The organism is Flavobacterium aestuarii, from assembly GCF_040049115.1.
GTDB classification, from domain to species: Bacteria; Bacteroidota; Bacteroidia; order Flavobacteriales; family Flavobacteriaceae; genus Flavobacterium; species Flavobacterium aestuarii.
In genome coordinates, this window is sequence record NZ_JBDLZZ010000028.1 from 1 (window position 1) to 21,961 (window position 21,961).

General features: G+C 30.9%; 16 protein-coding genes. 4 read left to right on the forward strand and 12 right to left on the reverse strand.

Annotation, left to right across the window (positions count from 1 at the left end; translation table 11 throughout):
* Window positions 1-161: 161 nt before the first annotated feature.
* Window positions 162-653 carry a thermonuclease family protein gene (locus ABEG11_RS18345; protein ID WP_348825643.1) on the reverse strand — a complete coding sequence of 164 codons (492 nt, stop codon included), beginning with the start codon at window positions 651-653 and terminating at the stop codon, window positions 162-164.
* 97 nt (window positions 654-750) lie between these two features.
* Here ABEG11_RS18345 and ABEG11_RS18350 point away from each other — a divergent pair, with 97 nt between their 5' ends.
* From ABEG11_RS18350 to ABEG11_RS18365, 4 genes are all read left to right on the forward strand, one after another.
* Window positions 751-1,554 carry a hypothetical protein gene (locus tag ABEG11_RS18350; protein ID WP_348825644.1) on the forward strand — a complete coding sequence of 268 codons (804 nt, stop codon included), beginning with the start codon at window positions 751-753 and terminating at the stop codon, window positions 1,552-1,554.
* A 68-nt stretch (window positions 1,555-1,622) separates the two neighbouring features.
* Entirely contained in the window at window positions 1,623-2,075 is a 453-nt protein-coding gene (locus ABEG11_RS18355) for a DUF5675 family protein (RefSeq protein WP_348825645.1), read from the forward strand.
* A gap of 12 nt (window positions 2,076-2,087) precedes the next feature.
* Window positions 2,088-2,351 (forward strand): hypothetical protein, encoded by a 264-nt coding sequence (locus tag ABEG11_RS18360; RefSeq protein ID WP_348825646.1) that lies wholly within the window; start codon window positions 2,088-2,090, stop codon window positions 2,349-2,351.
* A complete protein-coding gene (locus ABEG11_RS18365; RefSeq protein ID WP_348825647.1) occupies window positions 2,341-2,583 on the forward strand; it encodes a hypothetical protein in 243 nt (80 codons plus the stop codon). The genes ABEG11_RS18360 and ABEG11_RS18365 overlap by 11 nt, the downstream gene beginning before the upstream one ends.
* Before the next feature lie 1,072 nt (window positions 2,584-3,655).
* Here the strand turns inward: ABEG11_RS18365 and ABEG11_RS18370 are convergent.
* From ABEG11_RS18370 to ABEG11_RS18420, 11 genes are all read right to left on the reverse strand, one after another.
* The gene (locus ABEG11_RS18370) at window positions 3,656-8,161 is read right to left on the reverse strand and encodes a sacsin N-terminal ATP-binding-like domain-containing protein (RefSeq protein WP_348825648.1); all 4,506 of its coding nucleotides are present in this window, start codon (window positions 8,159-8,161) and stop codon (window positions 3,656-3,658) included.
* Between the two features lie 16 nt (window positions 8,162-8,177).
* Window positions 8,178-8,903 (reverse strand): hypothetical protein, encoded by a 726-nt coding sequence (locus ABEG11_RS18375; RefSeq protein WP_348825649.1) that lies wholly within the window; start codon window positions 8,901-8,903, stop codon window positions 8,178-8,180.
* A 13-nt stretch (window positions 8,904-8,916) separates the two neighbouring features.
* A complete protein-coding gene (locus ABEG11_RS18380; protein WP_348825650.1) occupies window positions 8,917-9,909 on the reverse strand; it encodes a PD-(D/E)XK motif protein in 993 nt (330 codons plus the stop codon).
* A gap of 4 nt (window positions 9,910-9,913) precedes the next feature.
* Window positions 9,914-12,079 (reverse strand): Z1 domain-containing protein, encoded by a 2,166-nt coding sequence (locus ABEG11_RS18385; RefSeq protein WP_348825651.1) that lies wholly within the window; start codon window positions 12,077-12,079, stop codon window positions 9,914-9,916.
* Between the two features lie 3 nt (window positions 12,080-12,082).
* The gene (locus ABEG11_RS18390) at window positions 12,083-13,618 is read right to left on the reverse strand and encodes an ATP-binding protein (protein ID WP_348825652.1); all 1,536 of its coding nucleotides are present in this window, start codon (window positions 13,616-13,618) and stop codon (window positions 12,083-12,085) included.
* The gene (locus ABEG11_RS18395) at window positions 13,611-14,903 is read right to left on the reverse strand and encodes a DNA cytosine methyltransferase (protein ID WP_348825653.1); all 1,293 of its coding nucleotides are present in this window, start codon (window positions 14,901-14,903) and stop codon (window positions 13,611-13,613) included. The genes ABEG11_RS18390 and ABEG11_RS18395 overlap by 8 nt, the downstream gene beginning before the upstream one ends.
* Window positions 14,904-15,046: 143 nt before the next feature.
* On the reverse strand, window positions 15,047-16,069 hold the full coding sequence (locus ABEG11_RS18400) for a PDDEXK nuclease domain-containing protein (protein ID WP_348825654.1): 1,023 nt from the start codon (window positions 16,067-16,069) through the stop codon (window positions 15,047-15,049).
* A gap of 441 nt (window positions 16,070-16,510) precedes the next feature.
* Window positions 16,511-18,649 (reverse strand): VapE domain-containing protein, encoded by a 2,139-nt coding sequence (locus ABEG11_RS18405; protein WP_348825655.1) that lies wholly within the window; start codon window positions 18,647-18,649, stop codon window positions 16,511-16,513.
* Between the two features lie 97 nt (window positions 18,650-18,746).
* Entirely contained in the window at window positions 18,747-19,028 is a 282-nt protein-coding gene (locus tag ABEG11_RS18410) for a helix-turn-helix domain-containing protein (protein WP_348825656.1), read from the reverse strand.
* An 89-nt stretch (window positions 19,029-19,117) separates the two neighbouring features.
* A complete protein-coding gene (locus ABEG11_RS18415; protein WP_348825657.1) occupies window positions 19,118-20,017 on the reverse strand; it encodes a hypothetical protein in 900 nt (299 codons plus the stop codon).
* 291 nt (window positions 20,018-20,308) lie between these two features.
* Window positions 20,309-21,526 carry a tyrosine-type recombinase/integrase gene (locus ABEG11_RS18420; protein ID WP_348825658.1) on the reverse strand — a complete coding sequence of 406 codons (1,218 nt, stop codon included), beginning with the start codon at window positions 21,524-21,526 and terminating at the stop codon, window positions 20,309-20,311.
* Window positions 21,527-21,961: the final 435 nt, after the last annotated feature.

Genomic DNA, 21,961 nt, shown 5'->3' on the forward strand with positions numbered 1-21,961 from the left:
AAAAAATGACCAAAATAGAAAAATAGAATATAATAACAAGAAAGCAAGATTATAAAAAACATCTGCCAACAGCTACTTATCCTTAATGCGCCTGTGAACAGCCTATTTTATTGGTATTTACTAAAATTACATTCCATTTAGTACAACATAGGTATAACAAATCAGAACCTTTTTACAAGGCTATAAAGCCCTACTCCATTGAGCTGGGCTTGGCGGTTCATAGCCTGATATTCTGCAAGTTTTCCGCAGTAATATTGATGGGTTGCTTTTGCATAACCATTGATCAAAAGCAAATCATTCAGGCATTCTCCACTTGGCAAAATCACATATCCCAATTGCCTGTTCCAGTAGTCATAATAATTTTCCTGTTCCGTAACGATGGTTACAGGCGTTTTAGGAGGTGCAACCGATAAAACGAAGTGCAAGGATTGCAAACCAAATTGAAGCAGTAATTGGGCAGGTAAACTGCTTTTCTCTTCATCCTCTTTCATCTTTCTGTTAATCTTCACTTCAGGCGCATCCAAGCCATAAAGTCGGATTTCTTTTTTCATTTGAGTGAAACGATTGCAAATGATAATGCTGTCCCCGTCAAGGACTTCTTCAATTTGCCAATGGGTTTCCACTACGAACGGTGCTTTTGCATTGTATTGCATTGATTTACAGGTTTTTAAGTAGTTGATAATCAAAGGTAATCATTGAACTTTGTTACTGCAATTGCAAGCAAATATTAACTTTTAAAAATTAGAAACAATGGCAAGACAAAAAGGTGTTATCAAGTATGTTGGAACTCTTGGAGAAATCCGACACTTCAAAATTAAAGGACAGGAAGGATTTTTCGCTGGCATGGTTGGAGGACCATCTGGTGACCAAGTAATGACTGCTCCTGAATTTGAGAGAACTCGTGAGAATATGAACGAATTTGGCGCTTGTGCCAAAGCTGGAAAATCTGTTCGAACTGGCTTATCTCAAATAATGAAGCAAATGTCAGACAGTCAAGTGACAGGAAGATTAACTTCTATAATGAAGAAAATCAACTTGGAAGATCAAACCGAGGCCAGAGGGTATCGTAAAATTGAAATCTCTACTCAACGTAATTATTTAAAAGGATTTGAGTTTAATAAAAACATTTCCTTTAGCGGGATTTTCAATGCTCCTTACTCTATAACTCACGCTGTTGACAGATCCAGTTGTGAATTTGTAATTCCGGATTTTAATCCGGCTAATTTGGTCAGTGCCCCATCTGGAACCACTCACTTTCGACTGATTACTTCACTTTCTATTGTGAGTGATTTTGAATATAATGCCACCACAAACAGCTATGATCCTATGGATGCTGATTTGAATGAAATAAACAATATTCAATTCAGTGATTTCTTGGACTTGTATGCTCCAATTCCTGCTACTACTGTGTCAGCAACTTTGCCAAATGGAGTTGTTCCAACACCAAACACAACTGTTTTACAGTGTATCGGAATTGAGTTTTACCAGCAAGTTGGAGCAAACTTCTACTTGTTTGCAAGCGGTAGCTGTTTGAAAGTTGAAGACGCATTTTAAAATGAAACCCAAAAAATCCCTCGATCTCATTGAGGGATTTCTTGTTTTTAATCCAATCTATCATAATTATGGAAACTAAAATTATAAGAGTTGCCCAAGGCAAAGAAAGTACATTGAGCCATTTGTACATCAACGGAATTTTTCAATGTTATTTGCTAGAAGATAAAATCAGGGAAATAAAAATAGCTTCGGAAACTGCTATTCCAAAAGGTAATTTTAGTCTAAAATTGAACACTTATGGTGCTAAAAATGTGGATTACAAAAGAGCTTTTGGAAAACTTCACGAAGGAATGATTGAGATTATTGGTTTACCCAATTTTAGTTTTGTGTATATCCATACCGGAAACACTATCAAAGAAACTGCTGGTTGTCCCCTTTGCGGTTTTGGTTTCCAATTTATTGATGGCAATTATCAAGTTTCTCAAAGCATATCAGCTTATAAAATGATTTATCCAAAATTGGTTGCACTGGCCAAAGTTGAAACCAATAAAATAACTATTGAAAATAATTTTCAATTCTAAAAAGTCCAAACAATGGAAAACATCAATAACATCACGGTACTTTTTGGAACAATAATCACATTATTACTTTCGGTTGTAGCCTATTTCATCAAGCAATTACATTCTGATTTCAAGAGTATGGAAAAAGATTTGATTGAAGTTAAAACGATGGCTTTAGTGATCAAAACCGAGTTCAAAAGTGGTAATGACTTACTGAACCAAAAAGTAGAGTATTTAGAAAAAAGAGTACACAATATCGAACTAACAATTTTAAAAAATCAAGATCATGAAAAATAAGAATTTGAATTTAGCAGAACGAGTTAAAGCACCAACTCCAAAATGGTTTAAAGTTCTTAGGACCGTTGGAATTGCTTTGGCAAGTGTTGGCGGAGTAATCATAGCTTCTCCAGTTGCTTTACCTGTTGGATTGGTTTCAGTAGCTGGCTACTTGGTTCTGGGAGGAAGTATTATTTCTGTGGTTTCTCAAACCGCTGTAAAATCAGAAGAAACACCTGAAGCAATCCAATAAAAAAACTCAAAATCAGTTTTAAATGCTCCATTTATTGGGGCATTTTTTGTTTTTGACAGTTTCAATTGGTCATTTGCTTCATTTTTAACCGTTTTATTTAAGTGGGCGGAATACATTGCCCTTATATTGGCTTTAAACAGCTTTCATTTGGCAATCAAAAAGGGGTTTGTTTATCGGAAAAAGGAAGGCAAGGAAGCCTCAATCATCAAATTTGTCAGAGGTCATTCGGATGAGGGGGGAATCAGCGCTGTTTTTTTTGAGAGAATGCTTATTGGGGATTTTCTTTTGGAATCGGAGGTTGTGGCATTCTTTCAAAAAAAATTGCATCCAAGGGGGTTTGGGGGAATGGAAGATTCCCCCTACTGAACTTTCGTAGTGCGGGGGCAGTAGCGAAACAAGGGTATCGTTTTTTATTTGCTTATTGGTATGTTTCTGTGAAATTAGAAGTTGTGGCAAATGAAAAACGATACTCTTGTGGGGAAATTTTTTTTTTGAGGATGCCTAACTGTTCTTGTGAAAAAGAGGATTTCTATTTACTGAAAAACGTAGTTCGGAGTAGCTATGGCATCTTCAAAAAACAATGCAAATATGGTTCCTATTTCGGGCGGGCGCGTTGGGGCGGGGCTATTTTACATAATGAGCTTATAGTTTCGGTGTGGCTGGGGTTCAGCCACACTGAACTATAATGGCTTATTATGTAACATAGCTTTGGGGTGGTTTTGGGCTTTCGAGCGTTGGGAAGTAGCTTATTGTAGTTGTGGAGTTTACGGAGCAAGCTACAATGTGCTACTAGAGCGTTGGCAGAAGCCCAAAACCACAGGAGCGGTGGCTGAGCGTTGGCCGGGCGGGCACAAAAAGGTCAGCGATAGCGTTCCTATTTCTTTTTTCAGAGGTGTTTTTTAAAAAACCACTTTTTGTGTGCTTTGAAGTGGTCTACAAAGTTGATGGAGGAGTTTTTTTCTGTCGATGATTGATTAGAACTGCCGAACGAAAATAAGGCTAACTTGATTAGTGATGCCAATTGATTACCTAGGATGGTGAATAATCTTTTTATTCTAAAATATTTAATTATTTATTTTGAAATTTCCAGATAAACTAAAAATTCATTTGATACAACTTCATATTTTTTATTTATAAAGAAATCTTTTATAGGAATGATATTTTTTTTATCGTTAACTAACCAAATTTCATAGTCATCTTGATTATTGAATCCAAAATCATACTCATCCTTAGTGAGGTGAAAGTAATTATTATCAAAGGTTTTAACTTCAACATATTTCACTACATTATTAATATCGGTATATCTTATATCATAATGTAATCCTTCGTTATCTATGCTAGCCAGATATACTTCTTTGTAATTAGAGTCTTTTAAAAGATGATTGTAAACCAATACTTCTGAACTATTTCCTATTTCCTTTAGTCTTTTGTTGTCTTTCGGTTTAGGCGTATAAACGTTAGTGTTTTTGTTTTTTGTTTTATTATTTACGCTTTTTTGTTTTAATTTATCACTACTAATAATAATTGGATCTACATCATTTGAAATTTCATTATTTGAATTACCCATTCTTGAAATTAATGTTTTCTGAGCTTCCAACTTCTCTTTTTCAAGTTCTTTTTTTAATGATTCAATTGCATTTTCAAAATAAATTAAACTTTTATACCTTTCACTATGATTAATCTCATATTGCTCATTGTCATCAAAATTTTTAAGATTTTGATATCTGTATTTATCAATATTTATTTCTTCAATAACTTTAATTTCTCCATAAATAGAGTCAATGTATTGCTTTAAAATATCATTCATTTTTAATGAAAACCTATATTCATTTTCTAAAGCTGTTTTTTCTGCAAAAACTTCAAAATTTTCAAACTTATTGATTTCATTTAAAAATTGAGCTTGACTTTCAATATCCTTATCTGCTAATGATTGCCAAATAGTTGCTTTGATTACCTTCTTCTTTGATAAAATTGTATTTTTTAAAAAATTGAAGTGAACATTTTGCATAGTTATTTTATAGGAATACTTTTTAGCAAAATATTCCAACTCTAAATTTAAATTTTCAAAAAGTGATTCTACTTTTCTTAATTGAATTTCTTGATTTAAATTTTCATAATCGATATCCGATAAATTAAAACTGATACCTAACTTCTCATTAATTAAGTTTTCTAATGACAAATCGTCTATGTGTTCAAAATACTCCAAATCTTTAGCTTCAAAAATTGCCTGCCAAAATGCTTGTTTATAATCTGCTAGACCAAGCAATTCCCTTGCTTCTTGCAATGTATCGTCTCCAAAATCATTTTTTACATTTTGCAAAGCATAATCAAAGTCATTTCTTATTAGATGCTTAAATTCATTTTTGTCGCCACTTACATCAAATGAAAGTGATAAAATATCAGCAAAACTTTCTGTGAAATTAAAATTTTTGCAAAGATGATTTAGTGAATCATGTTCACTAATTTTTAGATAATAAGTTTCGTTAGCATAATGTAAAAATTCATAATCTGCCACTTCATATTCTTTGTCAAGTACTTTATACTTAATATTCGAACACAAAATAATTTCAATTTTATTACAAATTGATGCTTGAATTTTTCTTAATTTATTTTCTTCAATAACATTGATTCTTTGTGTTAGAATCAATGGTTTTAATTTATCTAAATATTCGTTGAATTGACTTGTACGATCACCTATTGGGTTATGTGAAATTATTTCAACTTTTAAAATTTTTAGATCATTTATACCAAAGAATTTTATAGCTTCAGCACCACCAGCTCTAACCGGAAAGTTAAAAATTGGAAAATCTTGTTTTAATCGTTTCGGTAATTTTATCTTATCATTGAAGTAAATTTCTTTTTGTGAATACAGTTTTAATTCTGATCCATTATCTGCAAAAAGGTCTAATGGCTTTCGTAAAACTTTATTATTTATTTTGTAATGATTTAAAGCCCTTTTATAGAAGGATTGTGATTTTTTACCGTCTGAAAATTGTTTTGGAATTCTATTTATTATCTCTGCAACTTTATCAATAGAAATGTGGTTAAAATCGTCTTTAGCTCCTAATAAAACTAATATCTCATTGATACTACTTTTAGTTAAGCCAATTTCTAAAAACTCTTTGTACCTGTAATCAATATTGAAATCATTTACCCAATAATATCTTTCATCGATTAAGAGGTTTTTAAAAGAAATATTATATTTTGTATCAATTATAAATTTTATAAAAGAAGGTTTGTCTGTTAGAATATTATAAACTCTGTAATAATTTTTTATTACATCCTCGTTTAATGAATCATTTATTTGTTTTTTTAATTCTTCATCAAAATAAATCCACAGAATAAGTTTGTTGACGGATAATTTACTCAATATTAATTCAAAGTTATTAATATTTTTAAATAAAATACTTCCTCCAGTACTATCAGTAATTCCTTTAAATTTTAATACATAATTAAAGTATCTTTCAGTAGTCTTAGTGTTGTCTTTTGTATATTTTACATACTTATTTACACCCAACCAAATTAAATAATTTTCAACATCTATTATATCTTCAAATTGTGTTATTCCTAATTCTAAAGGGGAACTTATATAATCATCATCATTATAAACTTCCTCAAAAATCAAAGTTGTCTTTTTTCCTGTTGGATAATATTCAGAAAGTGAAACTTCATCGGTAAATTTGATTTTTTTACTTTTTGTAATGCTTGGAACGCTTGTCGGAATTACTGATTTTACTGCATCATCATCTGTCTTTCTATAATTGGAATACAGACATTTATTCATTTCTTTAATATAATCTAAAGCATTTTCAGTTTTTTCTTTAATTATATTATTGGTTTCACTAATGATTTTTAATGCTAAAGTTGTAGGTTCATAACTGTGAATATTGCAAAATCCTTTTAACTGATCGTATATAAATCTAGCTTTATTTGGATTTTCTTTTGCATTGTAATTCAATAAATCTACCAATAGTGTATATAAATTTTTATTGATAAATTGAATATTGGTATAACTTGGAATCTCTAAACTATTATTAAGCGTAATTGGTGTGTATATGTACTCATGACCATTAATTATTTCTTCTTTATCATTGACTAAGAAATTAATTTTATTTTCTTGACTATTTTTTAAAAATTGACATTCCTTAACTATTTGACTAATAAATAAAGCTCGATTATAATTACTTAAATCTAAATGTGCTATTTGATTTATTAGTTCTGTAAAATTCTCAAATACACTTAATGATCTATCAATTTTGGTATCTAAAATAAATTCTTTTAGTATGTTTTGTTCTAAAGGCAGAATATGAACTTTAATCATATCATTTGCTTTAATTTTCATTAGCATAGTAGCAAACTGATCACTAACATAAATAACATCTTCTAATTTCTTATAGGTATTATCAATACAAGGAAAAACGGATTCGACTCTTATTGCTTCTTGAATCAAATCATAATAACCTAAATTATGGAGTGTGTCAGCCGAATGTTTATGGTTTAGAATTTCTAATGGTCTATAACTAACCTTTTCAGCAGTATAAAATTTGGCTACATTAACAGTAAAATCTACAATTTTATTTAGAATGTACTTGTTTTTTTTAGAATCATTTATTTGATTTCTAGTTGCATCTAAATCAAATGTAGCATGTAACACATAAGGCTGGTCTAATTTTATATTTGTAGGGAAAAAAGAATATAAGTTAGGTGAAGAATGTTCAAAGTTTTTTTCGACAGCAATTTTTATTTGATAAAGTTCTTCCTCTTTTTTATTTGAATCCGATAATTCCTCTGGTAATTTTTTCTCTTCTTCAAAAATGTACCAGGTATAATCATTGAAAGTTATTTTTCCTTTTGGAGCAAAATCAGTACTATCTGTATTTATAGCTTCTCGTTTGCAACTGATATTATCTTTATCCTCAAAACCTTCAAATTTAATTTCTTCAATGTTTCGTAAAAACAATAATGTTTCTGACGTTATTTTTTTGATTTGTTTTTGGATGTCGTTAAAATAATCATTTTTATAATGAATTATTATTGATGTAACATATTCTAATTGTCCAATATCGTTAAGTATTGGCATACTTAAAAAAGGCATAGGTGTTACATAATCGCTTAAATTTTCTTCACTCCTAATTTCTTTTTGCAATTCTTCTGGAAAGAATTGATTAAAGCAAACTGCTACATTTTCTTCTGAATAGGTTAATGAAATAGTATTGCTTTGAATTTCGATAGTATTACTCCAATTTATTATGGAACGAAACCCCAAGCCTTTATTACCAATGTACTTTTTTTTTGTAGTTTTTGAGGATAAATTAGCAATGAATAACGAGCGGTAACCTTTTTGGGAAAACGGTTTACCATCATTGCTTATGGTAATTGTTTTTAAATCTATATCAAGTTTTATTAAAACTTTTTTAGCTCCTTCATCATCACAATTTTGTAGTAATTCTAATATTTGTCTACCATTGTATCCCTTAACTGTTTCTAGTTCACGATTATAGTCACCCAACATCTCGCTATAATCATCTTGATAGCGTTTTTTCTTTTTCTCTATTAAATCTAATACAAATTCTTTCATATTATCTACCTTAAGTTTAAGATTGATCTTCTTTAGTTTTATACAATTTGTCGACTAAAGCGAACCAATCTTTGAAAGTCATATTACTATATTTGGAAGAATAATGGTCTATACAAATTCCAACAGCCTCAAGGACACGATTTTTTTCTAATAGAGGGTTTATTATATCTAATACCAGAGCATCTGTTATTTTATCAAGTTTATCAGAGTAATTAATTACAATTGGCTCAGATACAGTATTTACACTATTGTCAATTTTAAAATAATTATCATCAAATAAAACAGGTAGCTTTTGAAAAAAAAGGTGTAAATCTTCCCTTCTAAAAAGTATTATTTTTTCGCCATTGGAAAGAAAACCAGTTTTAAATTCATTCTTTTTGATATTTGATTGAAGTGAGTTTCTTGAATATAGAGATACATTACTTTTTGCATTTAATCGGTCTTTAACTTTTATTGGATTCCAGCAAGCTACTGTGTCATTTTCAACGTCATAACCAAGAATTACAAAAGGTATATTAGCCTTGAATATTTTATTAAAATGATCACTAAACGGTAATTGAACACGTGTTACATCAGGAGAGTTTTTAAAATAGGCGGGGGATAAGTTTTTGAGAAAAACAAAAAGTTGCTTTTCGTCAATTTTTACAAGAAATGGATTTCCATCTTCATAAGAAAAACTGTCTATTTCATTAAGTGTTTCTACGAATTTTATTTTAAGTTCTTTGGCTAATATATTCCTCATCTTCTCTGCTTAATTAATTTGCTTGTTTTATTAAAGATTTATGCAATAAAGAATTTGTCTTTATTTTCTTTAATTGTTCAATTTTTGATAAATCACTATCAAAATGGATATTTGAAACTTCATGACTAATATTTGATGATTCAATTTTGGGAATTAATTTGCTATCAAAAAAAGCCAATGAATCTACAGCAAGTTGATAATCAAAATAATGTTCAAATGTTTTTTCAAAATCTTTACCTAATGTATCTAGCAATACTTCATTAATTCTAAAAAGCAACTCTTTTTCTTTTATAGTACCATCAATTAATTTAACTAAATCAAATATTGTTTTACCTTTTCCTGTTTCAACTGCAAAGACAGATGCTATAATTAAGTTGGAATTTTTGTTAGGATTTAATTGTTCTAAAGAAAAATTATGAACTCTTCTGCTTTTCGCAGTACTTTTGACTTCGATTTTATCTATTCCATCGTTGAAATCAAATTTGTCAGTTGGGGAATAATGCCAAGATTTAATTAAATATTCGGGATTAATTGATTGTTCAATAACTAAAAGTTCAGCCCAGAGTCCTTGAATTGTTTTTGTTGGTAGTTTTGTGAACTTATTAAATAAGTTAATCAATTTTTCAACTTCAATTTTAAGTTCTTTCAGATTTGCGATGGGAGGTAATTTGGAAATAACAAAATATAATATACTTAAAAAGTATTCCTGTAAGTCTACAGAATCAGTCTTTAAAGCGACTATAGTATAGATACCATCAGTAATTTTTTTATCATTTGATAAAAGTTGACATTTCTGATTGAATTGAATTGAAATATATTCTAGATTATAGTCTAGTACTCTTTCTTTAGAAAAATCTTCACATTTAACAAAAAATAAAGGCAATCCATTTTCGGAAATTCCAATTTTATGATTTTTAATTTTAGGCAAATTAGCAATAGTAAAACCATCTGTTCTAATAGATGGTTTATTCTTTAAATCTTGGAATATTTTAAAAATGGATATCATAAATTTATTTATTAATTCCAACAAATGAATGTGCAAAATTTTCAGGATAATATATACCAAGAGTGTGCATTAGTTTTTTATCCCATTGCATAGAAGAATGTTTCAATCTGATTCTATGAATTTGAATACATATAGAATCTTCAAATTTTATTGCTCTATCACCAGGATATATATCAATACCTTTTGGATCAGGTCCAGAAAATATGTTACTAATTTTTAATTTACCATCTTCAGTATCTAAACTCCTTTCCCTTCCAGTTTCTACTGAATATGCCGTTTGAAAGATATAAATATGATTCACTTCGCCTCTGTCTGCCAAGTATCTAAGATATTGAATGGTAGATGACTTTCGTAAAGCATCTGGCATATTAGCTATTTTGAAATTCTTTAAAAATTCTATTGCTTTATTTATATCTAATTTTATATATCTATGGCGTCTCCCAGGAGTTCCAAAATCTTTAAAATTTGTAAATGTGTGGTTTGAAATAAAAGAATCAATAAAATTATTATTCTCATCAATGTGCTGTAAAGCATTTAGTTGTCTCCATCCGCTAAGTTTATGCTTTATCAAATCACTCGATAAGACATTATTTCTAGTTGGATTTACATTACCATTTAAGATCAAAAGTTGTTCATATTCTTCTAAAGTATGCTCTTTTAAATTAGTTCTAAATATTTCTTCATGATTAACATATTCCCTGTATTCCACAATTGATTCGTTTGGAAGAAATACTCTACAACTGTCAAGAAAATTCATTTTATATCCAAAAAAACGACAACGTTGCTGAATTGTATCAGCGTTCGATTTTCCAATACTATATCTAGGCATATAAGAAACCATCAGACCCTCAACAGTATAACCTCTATTTAGCATATCTGCACCAACTAAAATATGTGCCGTTGCATTACTCCAATCAATCTCTCTTGAACCAGCAATAACAAGTTCTATGTTTGTATCAAGAATAACTTGTAAAACTTCAACCATTACCTCATTAAAACTAGGTGGATTTTCAATTCTTCTCACAGCTTCAATGTAATTCTCTTTAAATTGCTCTATAAGTTCAGTTTTACTAGGGTCACCATCGGGTAATTGCAATTGATCTTCCCAACTATCTTTCAGCATTTTAACCCAATCATAAAATTGACGACTAACATCTTTTAGGCTATCAGCATGAATTAGCATAGAAAGAAAGTCTTCTTTAGATTGAATATTTACAGTAATAGCAACACCACAGATAAAAATCTGCAAAGCATTAATTAAACTTTGTGGACATTCAGAAAGTTGATTATTCTTGTGATGGTATACTTCTCTATCTGGAATAGAGATTATTAAATCGGGATTGTCTTCAAAAAAAAATTTCCCACCAGTATATGATTTACCAGGTGTTAATACTTTGTGGAATTTGGGAGAAAGCAAATCCATAATGTTAATCAATAATGGACCTTGAGGAGTTGCTGTATATTGAATATAAGAATGATTTTGAAGTACAGCTCTTAAATTTAAGATACTTGAATAAGTAGAACTAAACTCATCTTCTTCCCAATCTTCAGATTTACTATTTTTCCTAGCATAAGTATTTAAACTTGCTTGATCAGCTTCATCATCAATTATTAAAACTCCATTATTACCTAATGCTTCTTTTACTTCAAAAGTTTCAAAAATCCTTGTTAATTCAGAAATATGTTTGTAGTGTTTTAAAACCGTTATAAGTATTGCAGGTTTAGTGTTAAGTAATAAATTCCCCTTTATTTTTAAATGGACATTTTGAGCCATCGTTGGGCTTGGATAAACTTTGAAATGTTTGCTGTTAACCGAATCTGTAAGTAAATCTTTTTTTAAACGGTTAGTTGTCTGTTCAAGTAGATTAAGTTTTATTCCTGCAAAATATATAATAATTCTAAAACCGTTATCAATTGCTAGTGCTGTTAATGTGGTAAATGACATTGTTTTACCACTTTGGACATAACCAATTGCAATACCAGTTGTACTCCCAATAGTATGGATAGGATTAATACAATTCTTTAAAATGCTTTCTGCTTCATATAGCAATGTTTCCTTTTCTTCCCTATCTAATTTAGTAAGTCTACTGATTAAATCTTGAGTACGAGAACCTTGAGTTATTTTGAATTCAGAATTCTTATCACTGATGATTTTAATTACTTCTGCCATATGTTAAAGGTTTTTTATAAAAGAATTAAAATTTAACCTAACATTTCCAGCCATTTTAGTCCCTTGTGACGGAGCAATAATCTCCGCAAGTACAAGTGATCTAATAATAAGTAAAATTGGTTGATAATCTTCTTCTTTTTTTAATTTTTCAAATCTAGCAAAAAATGGATGTGCGAGATTTATTTTATAAATTACTTTTCTTGCAAAAAGTTCATCTTCAAGAATTATCAAAGAATATAAATCAGATACTAATGGCTCAGTAATCAATTCAAGTATAAGTTTGTACTTTTCGCCTTTAAGATTTATAATCTCTTCGTGAGAATCAATGGTTTCAGCTTTTTTAGAATATTCTACATTATTTTCAGCTAAAGTTCTACATTCAATATCCTTAATTGAGATTTCTATTTTTTCTTTAAGGACTTCTTTATTAGATGTTTTTTTTAATGTGCTTACAATATTTTTCCCGACTGTTTTATTGTCCTCAATTGTTTTAGGCTTAATATATTTCTCTGCCTGATTGTATAAATCAAATTCTTTACTGGATATTTCTGCTTTTAAAGCCTCCATTAAAGCTTCTAAATCATCTTGTTCTTGAAAACTTCCTTTATTAAAACTAACGGCAAATCCTTCTAATTCTAATTCTCCGAAAATCCTTTTGTATCTAGGAGAACCTATTTGACCACATAAAACTTTTGGTCTGTATTTCTCATCATGACTACCTTCAATTACCCTACCTCGTCTAAAAAGAGAAATACCATTAAGTGTACTTGTACTCATTGTACTAAGTATTGCAATAAAGCCATTGACTTTATATTTACCTGTAGAGAAATTAATTTCTTTTTTCCATTCAATCGGCTGTCCGGACAGATCGTTATAAAAAGGGGCTTTTAAGATCTCAGGTTCTTCATATACCAGTTCCTCATCATTTATAAAAAGTTTCATATCGCCATTACGAATGAATTTTCTATAAATGCTTAACAAATGCCTTTTTATCTTATCAATTTGATGATTTGAAGGCGCATTTTTTGAAAGATTGTTTAGTGTTATCTCGGTAAAATGCGTTGAATATTCAGCCTTAATATTTTCAACTTCTAATAATTCTTTTTCATCCGCCAAGACTTTTTTTAAATCAAATTCAACTAATCGTTCTTCATTTTCATCAAGAGCTGTCGTTCTAACCGACCATAAATCAGCCAACCATATTGATGCCGTTTTCATACCCATTCCAAATTCATGAAGGCCGGTACTATCTATGGGTATATTTGCAGGTTCAAAAGCTCTTTGGAAATTATCTATGTCTATACCAGATGCATTGTCATAAATTTTTATAAAATCATTCTCGTTATCAATATTTATTCTTACTTCAAATTGATATTTGTTATTGTTAGCATGAATTAATCTTGCCTTATTGTTTTCAAAACTTTGAACAGCATTGTCAACATATTCACCCAATGCAAACCAAACGGTGTTTTTTAAGTTTCGGAACTGTCCATATACTCCAGTCTTAATTTTTATTGAAACATTATCTACATTACTCATAATCTCTTATTAGATTAATTGCTATTTTTTTTACAACGCCGACATTTACTGCATTACCCAATGCTCTAAAAGTTTTTGCAATTGTAGGAGGTAGTTCATTTAACCCTTCCATACATTGTAATCTTGCAGCTTCTTTTCTTGTCATATATCTATTAAGCCAAGGGAACATTGGAATTTGTGTTGTTGTTAATACAAGAGCTGGTGAATAAGTAGGCATTTTTACTCGTATTCCAGATGGTCTGAATTGTACTATTTTGTCTTCAATTGTAAGAGGACCTTTATCACCACAATTCCATTCGAATTTTTGATGACTATTTTCAAATTCTAAAATCTTTGGAATCCAATTATCTAACCATTCTTTATGCTTTTGATAAAATTCTCTATTAGCTTTTATGTAATATTTTTTCCAATGCGGAAATTCGGTCTGATTAGATTTCAGACCATCTTGTGAATAAATAGGTAAACATTTAAGTATATCATCAAGTGAATTCCCTTGTATTGAACATCCAAATGCTCCTTTGAATTTTATTAAGTCAGAGGCTTTCTGTTTTATAGGTGCTATAGTTTCAAATGGGTAATTTGCACCAAATTCCATTGCCCAAATAGGAAATCTTGGAACTTCTTCAGGTTTTAAATTATTCAAAAATTCTTGCCAGATTAATAAATGATTTTTAGTAGTTTCCCTAAGTGTCATAAAATCATCATCATCCTTAATTATTATATCATGTATGCTACTATTTTCATTTTCTTCTTTTTCAGGAAATTTAAAATCACATAATCCTCCTTTTTCTTTTAATCTTCCAACAATATAAAATCTTGAACGGTGTTGAGGAATGCCAAAGTGATGTGGTGATAATATTTCTTCTTTAACATCATACAACTTTGATAATTCAGTATTAATTACTTGCCAAGTATTTCCTTCATCGTGTCCTTTTAGGTTAGCAACATTTTCAAGAAATATAAATTCAGGTTTATGACGATTTAATATTTCTACTATCTTATAAAATAAATTACCGTTTTTAGGATCTTCTAATCCTAATTGAGCTCCGGCTTTAGAAAATGGCTGGCATGGAAATCCCGCACATAGTATATCGTGACTAGGAATAAGATTTACATCAACTAAATTAATATCACCAGAAATTTCAGTGTTATGATTCTTAGTATATAATTCTCTTAGTTCATTATTTAGTTCGCTTGCAAACACACATTTGTGACCTAATTGATGAAGTGCTAGGTGAAATCCTCCTAAACCAGCAAATAAATCTATAAATTTTAGTTCCTCCATTATTGAATTTTTATTCTATTTGTATGCTTTTTTAGTTACTGGCTTTGTTGTCTTCAAAATTTTCTATAACTTTTTTTTACTTCTTCTAGTAATTGTTTTAGTTGGTGTGTATGAATAGGTATTGATTTCTTATTATTCAATTTCTACAACAATTTTTTTCTTTCTATTCTTTCTTTTGCCTCGGTTAAAAGTAGGTGTATTTTTTCTTCAAACTGTTTTTTTGGCGGTAAATCTGTCCAATATTCGGCAACCATAATTCCGTCTTTGTGCATTTCGAGAAGTTCTATTTGTTCACGGCTACTTTCTGCGCAAAGGATTAGTCCTATTGGGGTATTTTCTCCTTCTTGTTTTTCGTATTTGTCCAGCCATTTGAGGTATAACTCCATTTGCCCTTTGTGCTTGGCTTGGAATTTTCCTAATTTTAATTCTATAGCTACTAATCTTTTTAGTTTTCGATGGTAAAACAGTAAATCTAAATTGAAATCTTCACCGTCTATAATCATTCTTTTCTGGCGTTCTACAAACGTAAATCCTTTGCCTAGTTCGAGAATGAATTTTTCTAATTCGTATAAAATTGCTTGTTCTAAATCCTTTTCCAAATAAGCATTTCCTAAATTAAGAAAGTCTAATAAATAAGGGTCTTTGAAAGTATTTGGCAGGCTGTTTTCTATTTGAATTGTCTGGGTGTTTGCTATTGCTGTACGTTCAAAGGTTTTGGTTGCAATTTGTTTTCGCAAATCTCGAACACTCATTAAATGACTGCTTACTTGATGTGCGTAGAATAATTTAGCTTCCTGATTATTTATTGGTAATAATTCGACAAAATGCGACCAACTCAATTGTTGTGACAGTGTAACAACAATTTGCTTCTCTGTAAACTGTTCTGCAAACTGCATCATTCTTCTAACATTTCTCAACTCAAAATTTCTACCATATCGATTTTTCAATTGTGTCGACACTGTCGACACAATTTGTTTTCCGTATTCGGCACGTTTGTTTTGAAGTATTGTTTCATTGATACGAAAACCAATCTGCCAAAAAAGCAACGTTAAAACACTATTGTTTTGAACAATAACTTGTTGCTGGCTCTGTTCCACCAATTGCGATAGCTCGTTGAGTAAATCTGTTTCTATAAAAGTTAAACTATTTGTACTGTCTGCCATCATTACTAATTTTATCCCCCTGTATTAAACTATTGTTTTGATTTTTATTTAATTATGAACGTTATGTGTCTGTAATTAAGGAATTAAAAAGGCTAGTTGTTTATTCTTAATTTGGTAATATAGTATATTACTACTAATCTACAAACATACTAAAAAGCAATCGGAAGCAAAAGAGAATTTTCTGATATTTATGGATAGGATAACCAAAAAAAGGATAAAATATTTTTTTATTTTTTTATGAAACAAAAAACAGATTTAAGAGGCTGTTTGAGTGTAATTTGATTGTCCTATTTTACCGAATTGCATTGTTATTCTCTTATGTTTCCCAATTATTTAAAATTTGAAAAAACAGTTTTTGTTTTAGGTGTTTTTTGGTTATCCTATCTTATCTATTCTTTTAATGCAAAACTGTGCAATCAGCTCCTTTTTAATCCATACTGAATTTTAGAGCCGATTATGACTCGAATTATTGGTGTTTTTTTCATCTACTTCTTCATAAGTAAATTCTCGAATAGCATAAACATACCCTGTTTTGGAACTTATTCTTATGAAGTTATGTTTTTTCAATGCTTTACCAATTTTGTTTATTGTTCCATCTGTGATATTGATTTTTGCTCTTTCAGCTAGTTTTGCCCCGATTTGGGAGGCGTTTAGAAATAGTGTTGCTTTTTCTCTTTCCACAGGTTCAAACCAAGTTAAAAGCAACTCTTCTTCGGGACTTCGGAGTTGGTATTGCTCGTTACTTTCGGTGATGGATTTTATTTCTTCCTGATCGAACCAAAATCTAAAATCACTTTTGAAAAGATATAAAGCCTGTGAAAAAACCATATTAATATCTACATCGTGTTGGTATTGGATTCCTTCTAACTCAAAACAAAGAAATCGTCTGCTTCCTGTACTGTCGTTTAAGAATTGTGCTGTATTGACACTTCCTGCAAATGATGCCCTGCGAGGCATTGTTTCGTTGTTGTGCCCGTAGGCTTTTCGCATCCGGATTTGGGTTTTTGTGATTATTTCTTTGAGTGATCCAATTTCGGAACGGTTTAGGTTTTCTAATTCGTCGAGATTGATTAACATACATTCTGCCAGTTGTACCAACGTATCTTTATTGTTTGGGTTGATGGTTCCGGAAAATAAATATTCTTTCAATTGTTTGGGAACCAGTTTTTCTACCCAAGTTGTTTTTCCTAATCCTTGTTTACCACTGAATACAATTACGGTGTGATTTATTACTTTGTCATCCAGTACACATCCGACCATTGCAACCAACCATTTTTTGAAGCATTGTTGCCAAAGGTCTTGTTTTGTAGTTGTGATTGTATTGGCTAATTCCGTTATGTAATCCGTTTTTTCATCATAGGATGGTAAATTGAAAAAGTAATCTTCGAACGGGTTGTACAGTTCACAAAAATCAGAATAAAGCAAATTTCTTAATGATGATAAATTGGTTTTGATTCGTCCTTTTAAACATTCCCGAAGCATAGAGTTTTCAATAAAATCATTCATTACATTCCACTTCTTTTTTCCGAAATATTGAAATTCTAATTTGCCTGAAACTATGTTATGACGAAAAACATATTTGTTTGATAAAAACAATTCTAAACGATCTATTTGTGTTGGTTTTGGTTTGTCTTCATCGTCATAATCATCTAAATCGGTTGATGGTTGTTTGTTGGCGGTTGTTGGTTTCTTAGGTTTGTGATTATCCACCCCGCCCGTTGGGCACCCCTCCGGAGGAGGGGAATTCTTGGCGAACTCGTGAGTGTTTCCATACGCACTATTTACTGCTTGAGTAACTTCTTTTTCGTCATATCCAAAATCTGTTAGAATGTTTCCCAAAGCTTCGTGAAGTGAAACGCCTTTTCGGTTTAGGTTACACGCTAATTGATGTACGAATACGTTTCGACTGCCATTCACGAATTGAACTTTTTTTTCTGTGAATTTTATGCAATGGTTGTAAATGGCTTCGGTATTGGTTGTAGGTTCTGGGTTTATGGTTTTTGGCTCTAGCTTTGTTTCATTTAAAGACATCTCGCCTGCGCTCGATGTGACAAAAACAGAAGCATCCTCATTTAGATATAAATTTTCATCCCAGGAATAAAAGCATAATCGGGTTATGTCTTTGCCGGACTTATCAATTTCCAGATTTAATAATTTTTCATAATGCTCCTGGATCAATAAGAATGTTTCTTTGTGTTCGGTTTTTGGAGTTTCTATTTTTACTAGAATTTTTAATCCGTTTCCTGATGGACTTATAAAACTGGCAAAAGTGAATTCAGATTGATTGGCCAAATGCGAAGCATTTTGCAAATCGGCTGGGCTTAATTTGTCGATGTCCAGAATAATACATTTTGAATATTCTGCCAAGAATTCCAATTTACGACCTCCAACAAATTTTGCTGAAGGTGTAAATGAAAGAAGTGATTTTTTGGCTTTTTCGTAGGCTTCTTGTTTGTTTTCAGACAATGATTTACGGAGATAAACAATAGCGTGCCTGTATTTGCCTATTTTGATTTCGTCCAAAATTGTTAGAATCGTTTTGTGTTCTACAACTTCGTTGAAGTTTTTAAATATTGTTACCATAAGGATAGTTTTCAGTGGTCAGTTATTAGTGTTCAGTTTAGCTGTATTTGCAAATTTTGATTTGAATACATCATAGCTTCTGTAGCAACTGATTCTGTTATTTTCCTTTGAAAGATTTGTTGTAATGCTCGGTTAGGAGTTTTTCAACATCAGATAATTTGTAGTAGATTTTGTTTCCGACTTGGCTAAATGAAATTTTGCCTTCGTCTCTCCAAGTTTGTGCGGTACGTTTTGAAATTTTCATTAGAAGAAGGAATTCCTGATTATCCAGAAAGGTTTCTTTCTTTGGATCTGACTTTGTAGAAAGCTGACTTTGAATTGCGTCTAATTTACTCATTAGATCTGTGAACTGGTCTTTTGTGAAGATAATTGCATCCATTTTTAAAGTTTTTTAAATGTTATGGTGCAAATGTGGGAAGTTGTAAAAAGTCTTTTAGTCCCCAAATGGTCCCGCGGGACTATTTTGTTTTAAAGGAGTTTGTCAATATCCAGTCTTTTATGAGGTTTTGGGCGTTTGTCGCCTCTTGATGGCTTTAGGATTGTTTCGACAGTTTGGGGACTTATTTCGTTTCCGTCTTTGTCAACGAATGAATTTACAATCATTGCAACCATATCATTGATGTTGCCGTCAATAATTGGTTTTCCATTTGAAAACAATTCCCGATGCAGTTGATAGTATATGTCAACAAACTGATTTACATTGCAGTTGAATTGGATTTTGTTGATTTGTTTTTGACAGTTACATTTATTGGTATTGGCTTTTTCGAGCTCAAATTTTAATTTTCCAAGCTCATTGATTTGATCAATTTCCTTAGTGCATTGTTTGTCAAATAAAGGAATTTTTAAATTTATGAATTCAATATTCGATTGTTTGTAATCATGTCTTTCTTTTGTCAGCAATAAGATTTTTTGTTTGTCACACGGAGTTTTGTCCAACTGTTTTTTCAGTTCGTAAAACGAAAAATAACGATCTTCATTTTCAGCATTGATGTGCTTTTTAGGTATGTGAGCTTTAGGATCTTTTACACTCGAAGATTGCACTTCTTTTCGTTTTAATTCGATTAGATAAAAGAGTTTATTGTAACGGCTTAAAGCGCATTTTCCCGTAAACAATGCTTCGTTATTTGTTATGAGTTTTTCTAGTTTGTTAAGCCAGACAATAGGCTCATTTACCAAACTACACTGGTAATTTATAAATGCCGGAAATTCGGATTGTGTGAGTTGAAAAATTTTGTCTATTAAAGCATCACAATAGTTTTGCAAAGTAACCTTATCATTAAGAATAATATCAAAATCAGAGTTGGAGGATTGTGTAGGTTTTATTACAATCATTTCTACAAACGGAGCTGTTTGAATGTGTTGTTCCATAGAATACAGGGGAAATTGTTATTTTATGTTTTTACATTAATTTTGAAATAGAACTTATATGCTATTTTATTCTTCTGATTGACTTGTAATCTGCTTGTTTTCAGGTTTGATTCGTCTTGATTTCATTTCTTTTTCCTCGGAAAAGACTTCCTTACTTTGCGCTAAATTATAAATAAAAAGAAATCCTTTTGCAAAGGATTTCTTAAATATTTGCTAATATTTTTATGAGATTTTAATTACTTTCTTTAAAAGAAACATTTTATGTTAAAAGTTTATTTTAAGTTAATTTTTTTAGAAAATGTAATTATCAACCGCCTTGTCCAGTTCCTCGCTGATGATCTTGGCATAAATCTGAGTAGTACTAATGTCAGTGTGGTCCATTAATTTGGAAACGTGCTCGATTCTCATTCCATTATTTAGGGCATTGGTAGCAAAACTGTGCCTTGATAAATGGAACGAAAGCGTAAAAGGAAGCTTCATTGTTTTGCCCATTCGGTTAAGCTGAAAATTGGCGGAATGATTTTCTTTTTGTGATAAAAAATAACGCATTTCTTCGCTCTGATTATATACTTTTTTGTCGGTGATAATCGGGAAAATATAATCATCCTGCTCTGCTTTTTCTTTGATGTATTTGTTCAAAATATCAATCGCCACTTTGCCAATTTTAAACTGGTGTAATCGTCCCGTTTTGCGAATTACTTTTCTTATTCTTTGCTCTTCAATGCTATAATTCGAATATTGCAGTTCGATAACATCACTAAATCGCAATCCTCCGGCATAGATTGAGAAAAGAAATAAATCTCTCCACAAATCGGCTTTCTTGCCTTCTTTTAATTCTAAATTGGTTAAATCTTGAATCTGCTCTTTGTTGAGGAATACTCTTTTCTGGGTGTCTTTTTTCAAAGTCAGTTTGCTAAAGGGATACATATATTCCGGAATAACATCCTCCCGAATTGCTTCCTTGTACATTATTGACAAAATCATAACCGAAAAGTGCCGTGTCGTTGCTCCATTCTTCAAAACAGTTCCCATATGGGCAACGTAATCTTTTAAAAGCGTAACAGTAATGTCGTCAAAATACAAATCACGGGTTCCTAAATACTTTTCAAATTTTTTGATGTACTGTTTGTAGCTTTTGTAAGTGCCATAAGAAATATTGCTTTTTATTTTTTCACAGCGAGCATAGGAATAATCAAAAAAGTTGACCACTGATTTTCCTTTAATGGCTTCTTTTAACTTCTTAATGGAAACTGTTTTTACTTTGCGCTCCATATCAGCAACCTGTCCTTCGGCATCCGCAATTTTTTGAGACAACGAAGCATTCATTCTGGCGCTGTTCGAATGGTTCTTTTTTACTTTCTGCTTTACTTCATCCCATTCATTCTCTTTGAGCTTTACTCCAGTAGTGATAAATTTCGTTTTTCTATCTTTTATAATTCGGATATACAAAGGGCTGTGTCCGGTTTGGTCTGCCTGATGTGTTCTTAAAATAAGTTTAACTGATGCCATACAATTAGGATTTTAGAAATGTTGTACTATATTTGTAAAGCAATGCAAACGAGTGAAAGTATTGTAAATACAAGGTTTTCAATCTAGTGCATCGTGGTACTAAGGTACAACAATAGGTATAACAATACAAGTATTTCGTTGCTTTTTGATGCATTATTTTGAACTTATAAATTTTACAAAGTCAATAAATACGGTGCTTTAGGTGCAATTCGGAACTGGCTGGAATAAAATGAGGATAACAGCTACTACAACGGATTTGGGCAATTGGCTTAATGGAAAGATGGTTTTGTATTTGAATGATTTGGCAAATCCGAAAAATGGTCTTAATTTAATCCCAAACCCGCTGTAGTAGCGGGACGTTATGCGGGAGTTGTGCCGAAATTACGCAGACAAATCCAATTTGGAAATGAAGTTTGTAGCTCGCAGAAACTTAAA